This window comes from Microbacterium sp. SA156, from assembly GCF_049065455.1.
Classification (GTDB): Bacteria; Actinomycetota; Actinomycetes; order Actinomycetales; family Microbacteriaceae; genus Microbacterium; species Microbacterium barkeri.
In genome coordinates this window covers 83,357-99,809 of sequence record NZ_JBAKGU010000009.1, presented here as the reverse complement: position 1 = coordinate 99,809, position 16,453 = coordinate 83,357, and the positions used below count along the sequence as shown (strand labels likewise).

At 73.5% G+C, this 16,453-nt stretch carries 16 protein-coding genes; 8 read left to right on the top strand and 8 right to left on the bottom strand.

From position 1 onward, the window contains the following. Positions 1 to 5: 5 nt before the first annotated feature. From ACOWU6_RS10280 to ACOWU6_RS10260, 5 genes are all read right to left on the bottom strand, one after another. Positions 6 to 2,099, bottom strand: a complete 2,094-nt coding sequence (locus ACOWU6_RS10280; RefSeq protein WP_421075616.1) for a RecQ family ATP-dependent DNA helicase — start codon at positions 2,097 to 2,099, stop codon at positions 6 to 8. A gap of 198 nt (positions 2,100 to 2,297) precedes the next feature. Continuing rightward, entirely contained in the window at positions 2,298 to 3,413 is a 1,116-nt protein-coding gene (locus ACOWU6_RS10275) for an FAD-dependent oxidoreductase (RefSeq protein WP_421075615.1), read from the bottom strand. A gap of 10 nt (positions 3,414 to 3,423) precedes the next feature. Next, positions 3,424 to 4,314 (bottom strand): CPBP family intramembrane glutamic endopeptidase, encoded by an 891-nt coding sequence (locus ACOWU6_RS10270; protein ID WP_421075614.1) that lies wholly within the window; start codon positions 4,312 to 4,314, stop codon positions 3,424 to 3,426. Between the two features lie 3 nt (positions 4,315 to 4,317). Then, positions 4,318 to 5,043 carry a tRNA (guanosine(46)-N7)-methyltransferase TrmB gene (gene trmB, locus ACOWU6_RS10265; RefSeq protein WP_421075613.1) on the bottom strand — a complete coding sequence of 242 codons (726 nt, stop codon included), beginning with the start codon at positions 5,041 to 5,043 and terminating at the stop codon, positions 4,318 to 4,320. 54 nt (positions 5,044 to 5,097) lie between these two features. Next, positions 5,098 to 5,931 (bottom strand): DUF3097 domain-containing protein, encoded by an 834-nt coding sequence (locus tag ACOWU6_RS10260; RefSeq protein ID WP_271172262.1) that lies wholly within the window; start codon positions 5,929 to 5,931, stop codon positions 5,098 to 5,100. 173 nt (positions 5,932 to 6,104) lie between these two features. Between ACOWU6_RS10260 and ACOWU6_RS10255 the strand changes: the two genes are divergently transcribed. From ACOWU6_RS10255 to ACOWU6_RS10245, 3 genes are all read left to right on the top strand, one after another. Continuing rightward, the gene (locus ACOWU6_RS10255) at positions 6,105 to 8,135 is read left to right on the top strand and encodes a TPM domain-containing protein (protein WP_421075612.1); all 2,031 of its coding nucleotides are present in this window, start codon (positions 6,105 to 6,107) and stop codon (positions 8,133 to 8,135) included. 62 nt (positions 8,136 to 8,197) lie between these two features. Next, a complete protein-coding gene (locus tag ACOWU6_RS10250; RefSeq protein ID WP_271172264.1) occupies positions 8,198 to 8,935 on the top strand; it encodes a PspA/IM30 family protein in 738 nt (245 codons plus the stop codon). 95 nt (positions 8,936 to 9,030) lie between these two features. Next, positions 9,031 to 9,849 (top strand): arginase family protein, encoded by an 819-nt coding sequence (locus ACOWU6_RS10245; protein WP_421075611.1) that lies wholly within the window; start codon positions 9,031 to 9,033, stop codon positions 9,847 to 9,849. A 7-nt stretch (positions 9,850 to 9,856) separates the two neighbouring features. Here the strand turns inward: ACOWU6_RS10245 and ACOWU6_RS10240 are convergent, their stop codons facing one another. Further along, a complete protein-coding gene (locus ACOWU6_RS10240; protein ID WP_421075610.1) occupies positions 9,857 to 10,747 on the bottom strand; it encodes an NAD(P)-dependent oxidoreductase in 891 nt (296 codons plus the stop codon). A 97-nt stretch (positions 10,748 to 10,844) separates the two neighbouring features. Here ACOWU6_RS10240 and ACOWU6_RS10235 point away from each other — a divergent pair, with 97 nt between their 5' ends. The 5 genes from ACOWU6_RS10235 to ACOWU6_RS10215 all read left to right on the top strand — a co-directional run bounded on the left by ACOWU6_RS10235 (position 10,845) and on the right by ACOWU6_RS10215 (position 15,458). Continuing rightward, positions 10,845 to 11,903, top strand: coding sequence for a D-2-hydroxyacid dehydrogenase (locus ACOWU6_RS10235; RefSeq protein ID WP_324012066.1), 1,059 nt, complete (start codon positions 10,845 to 10,847; stop codon positions 11,901 to 11,903). A 37-nt stretch (positions 11,904 to 11,940) separates the two neighbouring features. Beyond that, on the top strand, positions 11,941 to 12,729 hold the full coding sequence (locus tag ACOWU6_RS10230; RefSeq protein ID WP_421075609.1) for an IclR family transcriptional regulator: 789 nt from the start codon (positions 11,941 to 11,943) through the stop codon (positions 12,727 to 12,729). A gap of 86 nt (positions 12,730 to 12,815) precedes the next feature. After that, positions 12,816 to 14,225: an MFS transporter gene (locus ACOWU6_RS10225; RefSeq protein ID WP_421075608.1), complete on the top strand. Its 1,410-nt coding sequence runs from the start codon at positions 12,816 to 12,818 to the stop codon at positions 14,223 to 14,225. Next, the gene (locus tag ACOWU6_RS10220) at positions 14,222 to 14,947 is read left to right on the top strand and encodes a fumarylacetoacetate hydrolase family protein (protein WP_421075607.1); all 726 of its coding nucleotides are present in this window, start codon (positions 14,222 to 14,224) and stop codon (positions 14,945 to 14,947) included. The genes ACOWU6_RS10225 and ACOWU6_RS10220 overlap by 4 nt, the downstream gene beginning before the upstream one ends. A 52-nt stretch (positions 14,948 to 14,999) precedes the next feature. Continuing rightward, positions 15,000 to 15,458, top strand: coding sequence for a Fe-S oxidoreductase (locus tag ACOWU6_RS10215; RefSeq protein ID WP_421075606.1), 459 nt, complete (start codon positions 15,000 to 15,002; stop codon positions 15,456 to 15,458). Here the strand turns inward: ACOWU6_RS10215 and ACOWU6_RS10210 are convergent. Further along, positions 15,448 to 15,918, bottom strand: a complete 471-nt coding sequence (locus ACOWU6_RS10210) for an SIP domain-containing protein (protein ID WP_271172272.1) — start codon at positions 15,916 to 15,918, stop codon at positions 15,448 to 15,450. The genes ACOWU6_RS10215 and ACOWU6_RS10210 overlap by 11 nt on opposite strands. A 48-nt stretch (positions 15,919 to 15,966) precedes the next feature. Further along, complete coding sequence (locus ACOWU6_RS10205; RefSeq protein WP_421075605.1) at positions 15,967 to 16,437, bottom strand: carboxymuconolactone decarboxylase family protein; 471 nt, start codon at positions 16,435 to 16,437, stop codon at positions 15,967 to 15,969. Positions 16,438 to 16,453 lie beyond the last annotated feature (16 nt).

Genomic DNA, 16,453 nt, shown 5'->3' with positions numbered 1-16,453 from the left:
GCCGCTCAGCTCCGGAGAGCGAGGGCGAACGGCAGGACGGCCGTGGCGCCGGCCCTGCGGAGCTCGCGCGCGGCGAGCGTGAGCGTCCACCGGCTCTCGGCGAGGTCGTCGACGAGCAGGATCGGCCCCGCCGGCACCGCGAGCGGGGACGCGTCGAGGCGACCGTGCAGGTCGGCGACGCGGAACGCGCTGTTGCCGCCGGGGCGGCCGACCGGCGCAGCGGGATCGAGGGCCAGCTCGCCGAGGTAGGGCAGGCGCCCGACCCGCGCGAGCCCCTGGGCGGTCGAGGCGACGAGCTGCGGGTGGGAGCGCGAGGGCACGGAGACGACGGCGACGGGGCGCTCGTCCCAGCCCCAGTCGGCGAGCACGCGCACGCAGGCGTCGAGCAGGCGCGGGGGCACGGGCTGGTCGGGCGCGCCCGCGGCGAAGATCTCGCGCAGGGCACCGCCCCAGCCGAGATCGGTCAGGCGGGCGAGCGCGCGACCCTCGGCCGCCTGCTCCTCGGCCGGGATGCGGCCCTTGAGGGGCACGCCGAGCCGATCGAGACCGGACGGCCACTGGCGCCGCGGCTCGATGGGCACGCCGACGCGGTCGAGGGCGGAGGCGGCGGACGCCGAGACGCCCTGGCCGATCTCGGCGGAGAGCCACGGTCCCGCGCAGTTGTCGCAACGCCCGCACGGCGCCGCGGTGTCGTCGTCGAGACGGCGCTGCAGGAACTCCATGCGGCACCCGGTGGTCGTCTCGTACTCGAGCATGTGCTCCTGCTCGATGCGACGCTCGGCGGCGATGCGGCTGTACCGCTCGGCGTCGTACGTCCACGGGATGCCGGTCGCGGCCCATCCGCCCTTCTCGCGCCGCACCGCGCCGTCGACGTCGAGCACCTTGAGGAGCAGCTCGAGGGGCGTGCGCCGGATGTCGACGACCGCCTCGAGCGCAGCCGTCGACAGCGGACGATCGGCCGCTCCGAGGGCCGACAGCACGCGCTCGGCGCGGTCCTTGTCGGGCATCGACGCGGTCGCGAAGTAGTGCCAGATGTCGCGATCCTCGGGGCCGGGAAGCAGCACGACATCCGCGGACGCCGTCGCGCGGCCCGCACGGCCGACCTGCTGGTAGTACGCCACGGGCGACGACGGGGCCCCCAGATGGAGCACGAAGCCGAGGTCGGGCTTGTCGAAGCCCATGCCGAGCGCACTCGTCGCGACGAGCGCCTTGACCTCGTTCCGCTTGAGCATCGCCTCCGACTCCGCGCGCTCGTCGGCGTCGCTCTGCCCGGTGTACGCGCGCACGGCGTGGCCGTGATCGCGCAGGAGCCGGGCGGTGTCGTTCGCGGCGGCGACCGTGAGCGTGTAGATGATGCCCGACCCCGGCAGCTCATCGAGGTGGCTGAGCAGCCACGCGAGGCGCGCCGTCGCGTCGGGGAGCCGCAGCACGCCGAGGCGCAGAGACGCGCGTGCGAGCGGGCCGCGGATCGTCGTCACGCCCTCCGCACCCAGCTGCTCGACGACGTCGGCGACCACGCGGCTGTTCGCGGTGGCCGTCGTCGCGAGCACAGGGACGGACGGCGGCATCTGCGCGATGAGGTCGCGCAGGCGCCGGTAGTCGGGGCGGAAGTCGTGACCCCAGTCGCTGATGCAGTGGGCCTCGTCGACGACGAGCATGCCGATGCGCCGCACGAGGGCGGGCAGCTGCTCGTCGCGGAACGTCGGGTTGTTGAGCCGCTCAGGAGACACGAGCAGCACGTCGACCTCGTCGGCGTCGAGCTGCGCGAGGACGTCGGTCCACTCGTGCGCGTTCGTCGAGTTGATCGCCACGGCGCGGACGCCGGCCCGCTGCGCGGCCGCGATCTGGTCGCGCATGAGGGCGATGAGGGGCGACACGAGCACCGTCGGCCCGGCTCCCGCGTCTCGGAGCAGCCTCGTCGCCACGAAGTACACGGCCGACTTGCCCCACCCGGTCCGCTGCACGACGAGCGCGCGGCGGCGTCCGCCCACGAGCGCCTCGATCGCCTCGAACTGCCCCTCGTGGAAGTCGGCGTCGTCCCGCCCCACGAGCTTCCGGAGGGCCGCGAGCGCGGAGGTTCGCAGGGTGTCGTCGCTCATGCTCCCAGCCTCGCACGGGCATCCGACAGCCGGCCTGGTCCTCCCGCGCCGACCCGGCAGGTCGGACGCACCTCTCGCCCCACCGGGCCCGCATGTCTCACCACGCGCGGCTAACCGGCGCCCATACCCACCCGCACCGAGACACGCACACGAGGACACCCCGCCAACCCCGCTCACGTCGCGGGATCGGCGCGCGGATCACCGTCGCAGGGCGAAGAACGGATCCGGATGGCCCGTGCCGGTCGCGAGGGAGGCCAGGTGCTCGCCGAGCGCGGGGGCGAACTTGAACCCGTGCCCCGCGAAGCCGGCGGCGACGATGATCGGCCCCGCCGCGTCGAGGATGAAGTCCTCGCCCTCGCGCGACGTGTACGTGCAGCTGATCGGCTTCAGCCGGTCGGGGTCGGCGCCGGGCATCCACTCGCGCACGTACGCGCGCAGGGCGGAGACGACGTGCTCCTCGGGCGCGAACGTGCGCGTCGCGGGTGTGACCTCGGGGCCCGCGCCGTGCCATCCGACCTTGAGGCCCTCGCCCGGCGACACGAGCCCGTAGATCGGCCCGAGCCATCCGAACCCTGACGGCTCGGCGAAGTGGTTGAAGCTCGGCCAGCCCGCGCCGTCGTCGCCCGCGGCGAGCGCGAAGTGGGCGGGATGCTCCTCCGTGACCCGCAGGCGCGGCAGGCCGACGACGCCCGCGAGCAGCTCCGACGACCACGCGCCCGCCGCGACGACCGCACGGCGCGCGCGGACGACGAGATCGCCGGCGCGGACCTCGGCCGTCCCGTCGCCGAGGACGCGGATCCCGTCGACGCGCACGCCGTGTCGGATGTCTCCGCCGAAGCGCGCAGCGAGGGCGTGGAACGCGCGGACGGCGCGCTCGGCCCAGATCCGCCCGCCGTCCGGCAGGAAGAGCGCGTCGCTCGCGAACCGCATCCCCGGCCAGCGGCGCGCGGCCTCGCCCGCGGGAACCGTCTCCACGGCGAACCCGGCGCGCGGCGCGTTCTCGCGCAGGCGCTCGGCATCGGGAACGGGCCCGCGGTTCACGATGCCGGTCTGCTCGAGGATGGTCTCGCCCGACTCCGCCTCGAGCTCGCGCCACAGGGGCAGCGCACGCGTGAGCAGCCGCAGGTACGCGGGCTCCGCGTACGACGGGTTGAAGTTGCGGGTCGACGCGTGCGAGGCGCCGAGCGCGTGGGCGGGCTCGTGCGCCTCGAGCAGCACGACCTCGCGCCCTTGGCGGGCGAGCGCCCACGCGGTCGCGGCGCCGACGACGCCGCCTCCGACGACGACGGTCTCGACGTCCATCCGATCGGTCATGCGGGTCTCCTCACACCAGGAAGAACGGGACGGCTCCGGGGTTGTGCGCGTGCACGAGCACGAGGAACACGACGGCGTCGAAGAGCAGGTGCACGGTCACGACGTAGGCCAGCGAGTGCGTGCGCAGGAAGATCCACCCCTGCAGCAGCGCGAACGGGATCGTCAGCACGGGACCCCACGCGCGGTAGCCGAGCTCCCACAGGAACGACACGAACACGATCGCCTGGAGCGCGTTGGCGGCCGTCGTCGGGAAGTGCCGCAGCAGCAGCGCGAACACCGTGCACACGAAGAAGAGCTCGTCCCAGATGCCCACGGCGCCCACGCCCACGAAGAGCCGCGCGATGAGGTCGGCGGTGTCGACGACCGGCCAGTTGCGGTACACGCCCGACGTGATGAAGTAGAACGGCAGGATCAGCCAGCCGAGCGCGAGCACCGCGACGAGCCACCCCCACTGCAGGCGCGTCCAGCGCCGGCCCGTCCGCCACGGGAACGCGATCGCGCGGTCGCGGTAGACGAACCGCGAGACCGCGTACGGCACGGCGACCGCGCCGCCGAGCGCGACCGTGAAGCGGATCATCGCGGCGTCGTCGAGCTCGGCCGCGAGCGGGATGGCGCTCACGATGAGCAGCCCGACCGCGATGAGCGACAGATCCCGCGCGAGGGAGGGCATGGGCGCGGATGGCCCGGGCGCGGATGGCGCGGATGGCGCGGATGGCGCGAGGGCCCACGGCGCGACGCCGCGCGACCGATCCGCCGCGATCGCGAGGGCGATGCCGGCCGCGAGCAGCAGCCATCCGAGCCACGGCACGAGCAGCACGAAGAACGCCGGAGCCGCGAGGCACGTGAGAAGCGCGGCGACGAGCGGGAGCGGGGCGACGGCGCGCGCAGCGGGCACGGCCACCCGTCAGCTCCGCGCGACGCGGCGGTAGACGAGATCGCGGATCTCGCGCCCCTTCTCGATGCCCTTGCGCTCGAAGGCCGTCATCACCCGTCCGTCGAAGCGGTCGGCCCAGTCCCCGTCGAACGCGCGCTCGAACTCGGGCGCGTCGTCGAGCACCTCGCGCATCTGCAGGGCGTAGTCCTCCCAGTCGGTCGCGAGGCGCAGGAGGCCGCCGTCGCGCAGGGCGCGGCCCGCCGTGGCGCCGAACCCGGGGCGGATCATCCGGCGCTTCGTGTGCCGCTTCTTGTGCCACGGGTCGGAGAAGAAGATCCAGACCTCGTCGGCGCCGCCCTCCGGCAGGAGCGTCTCGAGCACCTCGGGCGCGTTCGCCTCGATGAGACGGAGGTTGCGCACGCCGGCGGCGTCGGCGTCGAGCATCGTCCGCGCGAGCCCCGCGCGGAACACCTCGACGGCGAGGAAGTCGACGTCGGGCCGGGTCGACGCGGCGTGCACGATCGCGTGCCCCTGCCCCGACCCGATCTCGACGATGAGCGGCGCCACGCGGCCGTACTCCTCCGCGGGGACGAACCGCGCGTCGGGGTGGACCGATGTCGACGCGATGGCCCGCGGCACGTCGAAGAAGTACGTCGGCGCGAGCTCGGCCCACGCGCGCTCCTGCGCCTCCGACATGCGCCCGCTGCGGCGGACGAACGAGACGGGATGGTCGCGGAAGGTGCGGGGCTCGGGCATGCCTCCAGGGTACTTTCCGCCGCCGTGCCCTCCCCGTGGGTCAGGCGCCGTGGGTCACGGGGCCGTGACGAAGTCGATGAGCTCCTCGACCCTGCCGAGCAGCTCGGGCTCGAGGTCGCGGTACGTCGTCACGCGCGAGAGGATGCGCTGCCACGCGAGGCCGAGGTCCTCCTTGGTCTCGGCGGGCCAGCCGAGGCCGCGGCAGATCCCGGTCTTCCAGTCGGTGCCGCGCGGCACGACGGGCCAGCGCGCGATGCCGACCGCCTGCGGCTTGACGCACTGCCACACGTCGACGAACGGATGGCCGACGATGCGGACGTGCGCACCGTGGCGCCCGCGCGCGATCTGCTCGGCGATGCGCGACTCCTTGGACCCCGGGACGAGGTGGTCGACGAGCACGCCGTAGCGGCGCTTCGCCGACGGCGGCTCCTCCTCGAGGAGCTCATGCAGGAGGTCGATGCCCTGGAGGAACTCGACCGCCACGCCCTCGACGCGCAGATCGGCGCCCCAGACCTTCTCCACGAGCTCGGCGTCGTGCTTCCCCTCCACGAGGATGCGACTCGGCAGCGCGACCCGCGCCCGCTGATCCTCGACCGCGAACGATCCGGATGCCGTGCGGCGGCGGCCCTGCGGTGCCGCCTTCGGCGGGACGAGGGCGACCGGCTCGCCGTCGATGAGGAAGCCCGCGCCGAGCGGGAAGACGCGCGTGCGCCCCTTCCAGTCCTCGAGCTCGACGCTGCCGTTCTCGACGCGCGTGATCGCGCCGCAGTACCCGTCTCCCGCGACCTCGACGACGAGGTCGAGCTCCGCGGGGACCGGCTTCGACGTCTTCCTGCCCTTCTCGCGCCATCCCGCCGCGAGCACGTCGGTGCCGTATCTGTCGTCCATGAGGGTCCTCCCGCCCTCCATCCCACCACGGGCCGCCGACCCGTCGCGGAACGGCGCGCGCTCGACGCGGTCGATGAATCTCCTGTGCGCGGCGGCCTCGTCTTCCGCCGCATGCCGCCGCGTGCATAGGATCGGTCTCGCGGGCCCATGGCGCCCGCGGAGGGGAAGTCGCCATGCGGGCAAGGTGGACCGTGGCGCTGTGCGCCGGCCTGACGCTGTTCCTCGGGGGCGCCCCGATGGCGGCCTCGGCGGAGAGCCCGGTCGAGCTCGGCGACGCGTACGTCTACGACGGCTCGGATGTGCTGAACCCGAGCGAGGAGCGCGCCGCCGACGAGCGCCTCGCTCAGCTCGCGGCCGACACCGACGTCTCGCTCTGGGTCGTCTACGTCGACGACTTCGAGAACCCCTCCGACGCCATCGAGTGGGCGGATCGCACCGCCGATCTCAACGGGCTCGGCAGCACGCAGTACCTCCTCGCGATCGCGACCGAGGGCCGCCAGCTCTACATCTCCTCGGCCGCGGACGGCCCCGTGAGCGAGGACCGTCTCGCGGCGATCGAGCAGGACCTCTTCGACGCCCTGGCGGACGACGACTGGGCGAGCGCGGTCGACGTCGCCGCCGACGGGTTCGAGGGCGGCGGACAGGGCGGCGCCAGCGCATGGCCGTGGATCATCGGCCTCGTCGTGATCGCGGGCATCGTGATCGTCGTCGTGCTGCTCTCGCGCAAGCGCAGCCCCGCGGAGAGGGCAGGAGCCGGTGACGCGCCCGCCGAGCCCGAGGTCCCGACCGCCGAGCTGCAGCGCCGGGCGGCATCCGCCCTCATCGCGACCGACGACGCCATCCGCTCGAGCGAGCAGGAGCTCGGGTTCGCGGTCGCGCAGTTCGGCGAGGAGGCGACCGGCGAGTTCCGCACCGCGCTGTCGGATGCGCGCGCGTCGCTCGCGCGCGCGTTCGAGTTCAAGCAGCGGCTCGACGACGCCACGGAGGACACCGAGGCCGACGTGCGCGCGTGGAACACCGAGATCGTCGCCCTCTGCGAGCAGGCGGCGGCGTCGCTCGAGGAGAAGGCACAGGGATTCGCGCAGCTGCGCCAGCTCGAGCAGAACGCGCCGGAGGCGCTCACGCAGGTGCAGGAAAAGCGCGCGCAGGCGGCGTCCGTGTCCGACGAGGCCCGCAGCGCGCTCGAGGCGCTGGGCGCCCGGTACGCGCCCGAGGCGCTCACGACCGTGGCCGACAACCCCGAGCAGGCTCAGGCACGGCTGGCGTTCGCCGACGAGCAGCTCGCCGTCGCGCAGCGCGCGATCGGCTCGGGCGAGGGCGGCGAGGCCGCCGTCGCCATCCGCGATGCCGAGCAGGCGATCGCCCAGGCGCGGCGCCTCGGCACCGCGATCGACGAGCTCGGCGCGGCGCTCGCTGAGGGCGAGAAGCAGGCGGCCGATCTCATCCTCGAGCTCGAGGGCGACGTGGCCGCGGCCCGGCAGCTGCCCGACGAGGACGGGGCCGTCGCGGCCGCCGTCGCGCGCACCGAGCAGCAGATGCAGACCGCGAAGCAGAACCTCGCCGGCGCCGGGCGCCGCCCGCTCGCGATGCTCGAGGCCCTCCAGAAGGCCGACGAGGAGATCGACCGCGCCCTCGCCGGCGGTCGCGACGCGGTCGAGCGGCGACGGCGGTCCGAGCAGATGCTCGAGCAGACCATCCTCCAGGCGCGCAGCCAGGTCTCGGCGGCCGAGGAGTACGTGTCGGCGCGGCGCGGCGGAGTGGGCTCGGACGCCCGCACGCGGCTCGCGCAGGCCGGCGCCGAGCTCGCGCGAGCGGAGGGCCTGCGCCAGAGCGACCCCGCGGCCGCGCTCGGCCACGCGCAGTCCGCGCTCCGTCTCGCGAACGACGCGATCTCCCTCACGCAGAGCGACCTCAGCATGTTCGAGTCGTCGTACCGCTCGCAGGGCCGCTCCTCCGGCGGAGACGACTTCCTCGGCGGGCTCCTGGGCGGCCTCATCGGCAGCTCCCTCGGCGGCGGGCGCTCCTCGAGCTCCGGATGGGGCGGCGGCCTCCTCGGCGGAGGCGGGGGCGGGCTCTTCGGCGGCGGGGGCGGCTCGTCGCGCTCCGGGCGCCGCGGAGGCGGGTCGTTCGGCGGAGGACGATCCGGCCGCCGGAGCTTCGGCGGAGGCGGCCGCTCGGGCCGCCGCGGAGGTGGTCGCTTCTGATCCGTCCCTCCCTGCCCTGAGACAGCCATCCGCTCCTGACCCCAACCGAAAGGGAAACACCGATGACCAAGCAGTCGATCTTCGGACGCATCTCGACCCTCATCCGGGCGAACATCAACGCCCTCATCGACGAGGCCGAGGACCCCCAGAAGATGCTCGACCAGCTCGTCCGCGACTACACGAACAACATCGCCGACGCCGAGGCCGCCATCGCCGAGACGATCGGGAACCTGCGCCTGCTCGAGCGCGACACCGCAGAGGACCGCCAGACCGCGGCCGAGTGGGGCAACAAGGCGCTCGCCGCGAGCCGCAAGGCCGACGAGCTGCGCGCATCGGGCAACACCGCCGACGCCGACAAGTTCGACAACCTCGCGAAGGTCGCCCTGCAGCGTCAGATCTCGACCGAGAACGAGATCAAGGCCGTCGAGCCGCAGCTGCAGCAGCAGACCGAGGTCGTGAACAAGCTCAAGGACGGGCTCAACGGCATGAAGGTCAAGCTCGAGCAGCTCAAGGGCAAGCGCGCCGAGCTCCTCGCGCGCGCCAAGACGGCCGAGGCGCAGAACAAGGTGCACGACGCCGTCAAGTCGATCGACGTGCTCGACCCGACGAGCGAGCTCGGCCGCTTCGAGGACAAGGTCCGCCGCCAGGAGGCCCTCGCCGCGGGCAAGGCGGAGATCGCCGCATCGAGCCTCGACGCGCAGTTCGAGTCGCTCGAGGACGTGGGCGAGCTGACCGAGGTCGAAGCGCGCCTCGCGGCGCTCAAGACCGGCGGCCAGCCGCAGGGCCAGCTCGGCGCCTGACCGCCTTCCGACGCCGCCCTCTCCCCGGGGAGGGCGGCGTCGTCGTGTCCGCGGGCGCACTCGCGCGCGCCCTCCGGCAGGGGCAGGATGGGAGGATGGCACGATTCCTCGTGGTCCCGCAGTGGCAGGGCTCCCCCTCGTCGAGGGCGATGGCGCTCATCGACGGCGCCGAGGCCATCGCCGGCGACCTGCCCCGCTCCGCGTGCACCGGCATCGACGTCCCGCTCGAGGCGGGCGACACCCTGGGCACCGGGGTCCTCAGAGCGAGCGCCCTCCAGCGCGTGCGCGACGGCATCGGCGCCGCGCTCGACGAGCACGACGATGAGCCGGTCATCGTCGTCGGCGGCGACTGCGGCGTCGCGGTGCCCGCGATCGGCCGCGTCGCGGCCGACGACCTCGCGGTCGTGTGGCTCGACGCGCACGCCGACCTGCACGAGCCGTCCTCGTCTCCGTCCGGCGCGTTCTCGGGGATGTCGCTGCGCGGCGTCCTGGGCGGCGGCGAGCCCACGCTCGCGCTCCCCCGCGGCGCCGTGACGCCCGACCGCGTCGTCCTCGCGGGCGCCCGGATCCTCGAGGACGAGGAGGCCGACTTCCTGGAGACGAGCGCGATCCGCCGCGTGCCCGCCGCGGAGTTCACCCCCGACGCCCTCGCCGAGGCCGCGACCACCACGGGCGCGGCGCGCGTCTACGTGCACATCGATCTCGACGTCCTCGACCCCGCGCACATGTCGGGGGTCACGGCCCCCACGCCGTTCGGCCTCGAGCCCTCCCAGGTGGTCGCGGCGATCGCGGCTCTGCGCTCGGCGCTGCCGCTCGCGGGCGCATCGGTCGCGGGCTTCGCGCCGTCGTCGCCCGCTGCCGCCGTCGACGACATGGGCACGATCCTGCGCCTCATCGGCGCCCTCGCGCGCTGAGCCCGGGTCAGCGCTCCTCGACGAGGCGGCGCGTCACGACGAGATCGTCGTCCCCGAGGCCGCGTTCGACGAGCTCGTCGAACGCGGCGCGCAGCGCCGGAAGCAGCACGGGGTGCGTGCGCGTCTCCGCTGCCACGTCATCTGCGAACGCGAGGTCCTTCACCATGTACTTCGCGACTCCGGAGGGGCTGTAGTCGCGGGCCACGAGCTTGTCGCGGCGGCTGCGGAGCAGGTTCGATCCCGCGTAGCCGCCGCCGAGCAGCTCCCACAGCTGCCCGGGGTCGATCCCGCTGCGCTCGGCGAGCACGGTGGCCTCGGCGAGCGCGAGCATCGTCGCCGACACGACGAGCTGATTGCACGACTTGGCGACCTCCCCCGCTCCGAGCGGACCGAGGCGCACGGGCGTTCCGCAGGGAGCGAGCACGCGCGCCGCGAGCGCGGCGTCGGCCTCGTCGCCGCCCATCATGATCGAGAGCGTCCCCGCCCTCGCGCCGTCCTCCCCGCCCGACACGGGGCAGTCGACCACCCGCACCCGGCCATCCGTCCGCTCCGCGAGGTCCGCAGCCAGAGCGCGCACGCGCGTGGCCGACGACGTCGAGCCGATGAGCAGAAGGAGGGGATGCGCGACGCCCGCGAGCAGGCCGTCGTCGCCCTCGAGCAGGCCCTCGAGCTCGGGAAGGTCGGGCACCATCGCGAGCACGGCGTCGCTGCGCTCGGCGAGGGCGCGCGGCGTCTCGCACCAGGTCGCGCCGGCGCTCTCGAGAGACGGATGGCGGCGCGTGCGGCCCGTGATCGCGAGCGCGCCGTGCGCCTCCACGAGGTGCTCGGCCATCGGCAGGCCCATCGCGCCGAGGCCCACGACGCCGACGCGGAGAGGAGGATGAGCGTCATCGGTCATGCTCCGACTCTACGGGTTTTGGCCAGAATATGGAACGTCGTACAGAACTTTGGCCGAGCCGGTATGCTGGCACCACCCCACATCGAAGAGGATGGTCATGACCGAAAGCACCGGACGGCTGCGCGCCGTCATCGCCACCGACCTGTCGGAGCAGCTGTGCCGCGAGCTCGAGCGGCGCGAGCCGCGACTCGAGATCGTCCGCGATCCGAGCCTGTGCCGCCCCATGCGGTGGCCCGCGGACTGGGGCGGGGACCCCGCCCACGTCCGCTCGCCCGCCGAGCAGGAGGCGTTCGACGCGCTCGTCGACTCGGCCGACATCCTCTTCTCGATCCCCGACACCGACCCGGCGGCCCTCGCCCGCACGGTGCGCGCGAATCCGCGCCTCCGCTGGGTGCACGTCATGGCGGCCGGCGGCGGCGCCCAGGTCAAGGCCGCGGGCCTCACCGAGGAGGAGCTCGACCGGGTCGTCTTCACGACGAGCGCGGGCGTGCACGGCTCGACCCTCGCGGAGTTCGCCGTCTTCGGCGTGCTCGCGGGCGCCAAGGAGCTTCCCCGCCTGCAGCAGGCGCAGCGCGAGCACGCGTGGGACGACCGCTGGACGATGCGCCACCTCGACGAGATGACCGTGCTCGTCGTGGGCCTGGGCGGCATCGGCAAGGCCGTCGTCTCGCGGTTCGCCGCCTTCGGCGCGCGGGTGTGGGGAACGAGCCGATCGGGCCGCCCTGTCGACGGCGTCGAGCGCATCGTCCCCGTGGACGAGCTCGCATCCGCGGTCGGCGAGGTCGACGCGATCGTCGTCACCCTGCCCGGCACCGCGCAGACCGAGCACCTCATCGGCGAGGAGGTGCTCCGCGCGGTCAAGCCGGGCGTCATCGTGACCAACGTCGGGCGCGGCAGCGTCATCGACGAGGCGGCGCTTCTCGCCGCCCTCGACGACGGCCGGGTGTCGTACGCGGCGCTCGACGTGTTCGAGGTGGAGCCGCTTCCCGACCGGAGCCCGCTGTGGGACCATCCGCGCGTTCTCGTGAGCCCGCACACCGCGGCACTGTCGACGCAGGAGGACGCGCGCATCATGCGCCTCTTCGCCGACAACGCGCGTCGCCTGCTCGACGGCGAGCCCCTGCGTAACGTGGTGGACACCGTCGAGTTCTACTAGGCCGGCCGCGCGAGCGCCGGCATCGCGAAGGAGCGCCATGTCCACTGCCCCCGATCGAGACCCGGCGCCGGCCGTCACGCGCGCCCTGCGCATCCTCACGGCGCTGGCCGACTCCGGCGGAGCGCCGATGACGCTCAGCGAGCTGGCCAGAGCGGTCGGCATCGCGAAGTCCTCCGCCGCGAACCTCTGCGCGGCGCTCGAGGAGGGCGGCATGATCGAGCGCGACGCGCGCGGCTTCCGGCTCGGTCGGCGCACCGCCGAGCTCGGCGGGGCGTTCGCACTGCAGTTCAACCAGGTGCGCGAGTTCTTCGCGATCTGCGCGGCCTCCGAGGTGCTGCACCGGGAGGTCGTGCAGATCGCCATGCTCGACGGAGCCGACGTGCTCTACCTCGCGCGCCACGAGGGGCGCGCTCCGCACCGCCTCGGCACGCCCCTCGGCTCGCGCCTGCCGGCCGCGCAGAGCGCGACCGGCAGGGCCATCCTCATGACCCTCGACGACGAGGACGTCGCCCGCCAGCTGCCGCCCTCGGCGTTCGCGGCCGTGACCGAGCGCAGCGTCACGAGCCTCGAGGCCCTCCTCGCGCTCCTCGCGGAGGCGCGGGAGCGCGGCTATGCGCTCGACGAGAGCGGGTCGTTCGCGGGCATCACGGGCGTCGCCGTGCCCCTGTCGCCGTGGAATCCGAGCGACCCGCCGCTCGCCATGGGCGCGGCGCTGCCCGCCGACGCGACGACTCCCGAGCGGGTCGCCGAGGTCGGCGAGGCGCTGCTCGCGGCGGCGTCGCTCCTGACGAACCCGCTCGCCGTCCGAGGCTCCAGCTCGGACTGAGCGTTCAACCTGTTGCACACCGTTCCATCTGTGGTACGGTGGTCACGTCTCGCGCTCCCGCGAGCGCCCTCATCGAAGGAGATGACGTGAGCACAGCAGCCCCGACTGCCCCCAAGACCCAGTACGACGATCCCGAGTACGCCGCGAACCTCCGGCGCGCCACCCTCGCCTCGAGCGTCGGCAGCGCGCTGGAGTACTTCGACTTCGCGCTGTACGGCCTGATGACGGCCCTCGTCTTCAACCGCCTGTTCTTCGACCCCGCCGATCCCGCGATGGGCGTGATCGGCGCGTTCGCGGTCTACGGCGTGGGCTTCGTCGCGCGCCCGTTCGGCGGGTTCTTCTTCGGGACGATCGGCGACCGGCTCGGCCGCAAGTGGGTCCTCGTCGTGACGATCCTCCTCATGGGCGGCGCATCGACGGCCATCGGCCTCCTGCCGACCTACGAGGTCGTGGGCGTGTGGGCAGCCGTGCTGCTCGTGATCATGCGCCTCCTGCAGGGCTTCGGCGCGGGAGCCGAGCAGGCCGGCGCCACGGTGCTCATGGCGGAGTACGCGCCGGTGCGCCAGCGCGGGTTCTTCGCGGCGCTGCCGTTCATCGGCATCCAGGCGGGAACGCTCCTCGCGGCCCTCGTCTTCTCCGGGCTGTCGCTCATGCCCGAGGACGCGTTCCTCGCCTGGGGATGGCGCGTGCCGTTCCTCGCCTCGTTCCTCCTCATCCTCATCGCGCTGTTCATCCGCATGCGGCTGCGCGAGACGCCGACCTTCGTCGAGCTCGAGAAGCACGAGCAGGTCGCCGCGCACCCCTTCCGCGACATCTTCACGACCGGAATGCCGGGCGTCATCACGGGCATCGGCCTGCGGATGGCCGAGAACGGCGGCTCGTACATCTTCCAGAACGTCGCGCTCGCGTTCGTCGCCGGCACGTTCATCGCGAACCCCGTCGACCGCGGCATCGCGACGTGGGGCGTGACGATCGGCTCGCTCATCGGCATCTTCTCGGTTCCGCTCACCGGCTGGCTGTCCGACCGGTTCGGCCGTCGCCCGGTGTACCGCTTCGGCGCCGTCTTCATGCTGCTCTTCGCGTTCCCTGCGTGGTGGATGCTCTCGCTCGGCGACCCGGTTCTCACGGTGGCCGTCATCGCGATCGGCATCGGCGTCGCCGTCGCCTCGATGCTCGGCCCGCAGTGCGCGCTCCTTCCCGAGATGTTCGGCAACCGCCACCGCTACCTCGGCGTCGCGATGGCGCGCGAGATCTCCGCGGTGCTCGCGGGCGGCCTCGCGGGAGTGCTCGGCACGTGGCTGCTCACGCTGACCGGCGGCAACTGGGTCGTCATGGGCCTCTACCTCGCCACGCTCGCCGCGATCACGACGGCATCGACCTTCCTCATCCCGGAGACCCGCAGCCGCGACCTCCTGCGCATCCAGGACGCCGTCCGCGTCTCGACCGACGAGAAGGACACCGGCCTCGTGTCGGTGGTCATCGCCGACGCGCGATGAGGATCGCCCGCATCGCCTCCCCGTCCGGCGCCGTGCACGCGGTGCCGGACGGGGAGCGCTGGCAGCCTGTGTCCGACCCGTTCGCGGCCTTCGCCTCGGGCGCAGCGCCGGTTCCGCTCGGCGCTCCCGTCGACTCCCCCGTGTTCCTGGCGCCCGTCGACCCCCGCGTCGTCGTGGGGATCGCCCAGCCCGCGCACCCGGGCGGACCCGTCGGCGCGTGGCTCAAGAGCCCGCGCACGGTCGTCGCGAGCGGCGCCGAGGTCGCCCTGCGGCGCGACGCCGGGCGCCCCGTGATCGAGGGCGAGGTCGCCGTCGTTCTCGGGCGGAGCACGGCCGGCCTCACGCCCGAGAACGCGGCGTCGTACGTGCTCGGCGTGACCGCCGTGAACGACGTCTCGAGCCCCGACCGCTCCGATCCGCGCAACTTCGAGGTCAAGGGCGGAGCAGGCTACACCCCGCTCGGTCCGTGGATCGAGACCGCGATCGACCTCGACGAGGTCGACCTCGCCGTCCGCGTCGACGGGGTGGAGCGCGTCCGGACCGGCACCCACGAGCTCCCGGCGCCCGTGGCGGACTGCCTTGCGTACGTCGCGCACTGGATCGAGCTCGGGCCGGGCGACGTCGTGATGACGGGAGCGCCGCGCTCGGCGTTCCCGGTCGAGCAGGGAGCGCTCGTCGAGATCGAGGTCGCCGGCGCCCTGCTGCGCACGCGCTTCCGCTGACCCGCGTGCGCCATCCGCCCCTCGCCCGCCCGGACTGCGGCAGGATGGCGTCATGCGCATCAGCTTCCCGGCCGATCCGGCTCCCGCCCACTGGCGCGAGATCGCCGCGCTGCGGGTCGAGCACGGGCGGCGCATCGACGCCCGCATCCCGCGATGGCTGCTCGACTCCCCCGTGAGCGCGGTCGGCTGCGCGGCCGCGACGGCGCTCGGATGGCTGTGGGGCATGCTGTGGAGCCGCGGGCGCGTCGAGCGCCGCGAGGGCCTGCTCGTCTTCCGCGGGATGCCCGCGTGGACCTTCGGCCGCGGCGGCGTGTGCGTGGGCGGGTGCTTCCTGACCGGCGACCGCAGCGTGTCGACCCGGCTCCTGCGGCACGAGGCCGTGCACCTGCGGCAGTGGCGCCGCTACGGCGTGCTCATGCCCGTGCTGTACCTGCTCGCGGGACGGAACCCGCTGCGCAATCGCTTCGAGATCGAGGCCGGGCTGGAAGCGGGCGGCTACGTCAGCGGATGAGGCTCGCGAAGGCGTCGGGCACGTGGATGGCCTCCGCCGGGGTCCCGAGGGATCCCGTCAGGTGGTCGACGATGTCGGCCGTGCCGAGGAAGCCGCCGAGCAGCACGACGCGCGTCGAGTCGTCGCCGGCGCACATCATCTCGTCGGCCCACGCGGTGACCGCACGGGACAGCGCCTGGCCGGGCGCGCAGGCACGTCCGGTGCCGGGTGCGCCCGAACGCCGGGAGCGGTCGAGCCACGTCACGACCATCCGGGCGGGTGCGGCGATCTCGCCGATCCACGACGCGTCGGGAACCTCGATGAAGATGCGGCCCGTCGAGCAGATCGGCAGCGTCGCGACGAGCGTCTCGAGGTCGACGAGCGACCGCTCGTCGGCCGTGATGAGGTGCTGCACGCGCGCGTGACGCGACGCACGGCAGACCTTGTCGCCGTGCTCCTGGGTCGTCTCGATGCTCTCCATGACGACGCCAGTCTACACCGCGCGAAGGGTTGCCTTACCTCAGCACGGTCAGCTCCCCGCGGGGCGGGGTGGCACGGGGTAGCGTCCGGCGACGGTGATGCGGTTGAACGCGTTGATCGAGACGCTGAGCCAGCTGACGGCGACGTACTCCTGCTCGCTGAGCACCGCGCCGACCCGGTCGTACAGGTCATCGGGGATGCCGGCACGGTGGATGAACGTGTGCGCCTCGGCGAGCTCGAGGGCCGCGCGCTCGCGCTCGGAGAAGACGCCCGACTCGCGCCACACCGCGATCTGCGCGATCTCGTCGACCGTGAGCCCCGCGGCGACGGCCCGATCCACGTGCACGCGGACGCAGTAGGCGCAGCCGTTGAGCTGCGAGCAGTGCAGGAGCACGAGCTCCTTGAGCCGGTCGTCGACGCCGTACTCGCGCGCGATGCGGCCGACGGTCTGCGAGAACGCGTCGAGCGCCTTGTAGGCCTCGATCGCCGACTTGGACAGATGCACGCGCTGCTCGGTCATGCTTCGACCCTAGTGC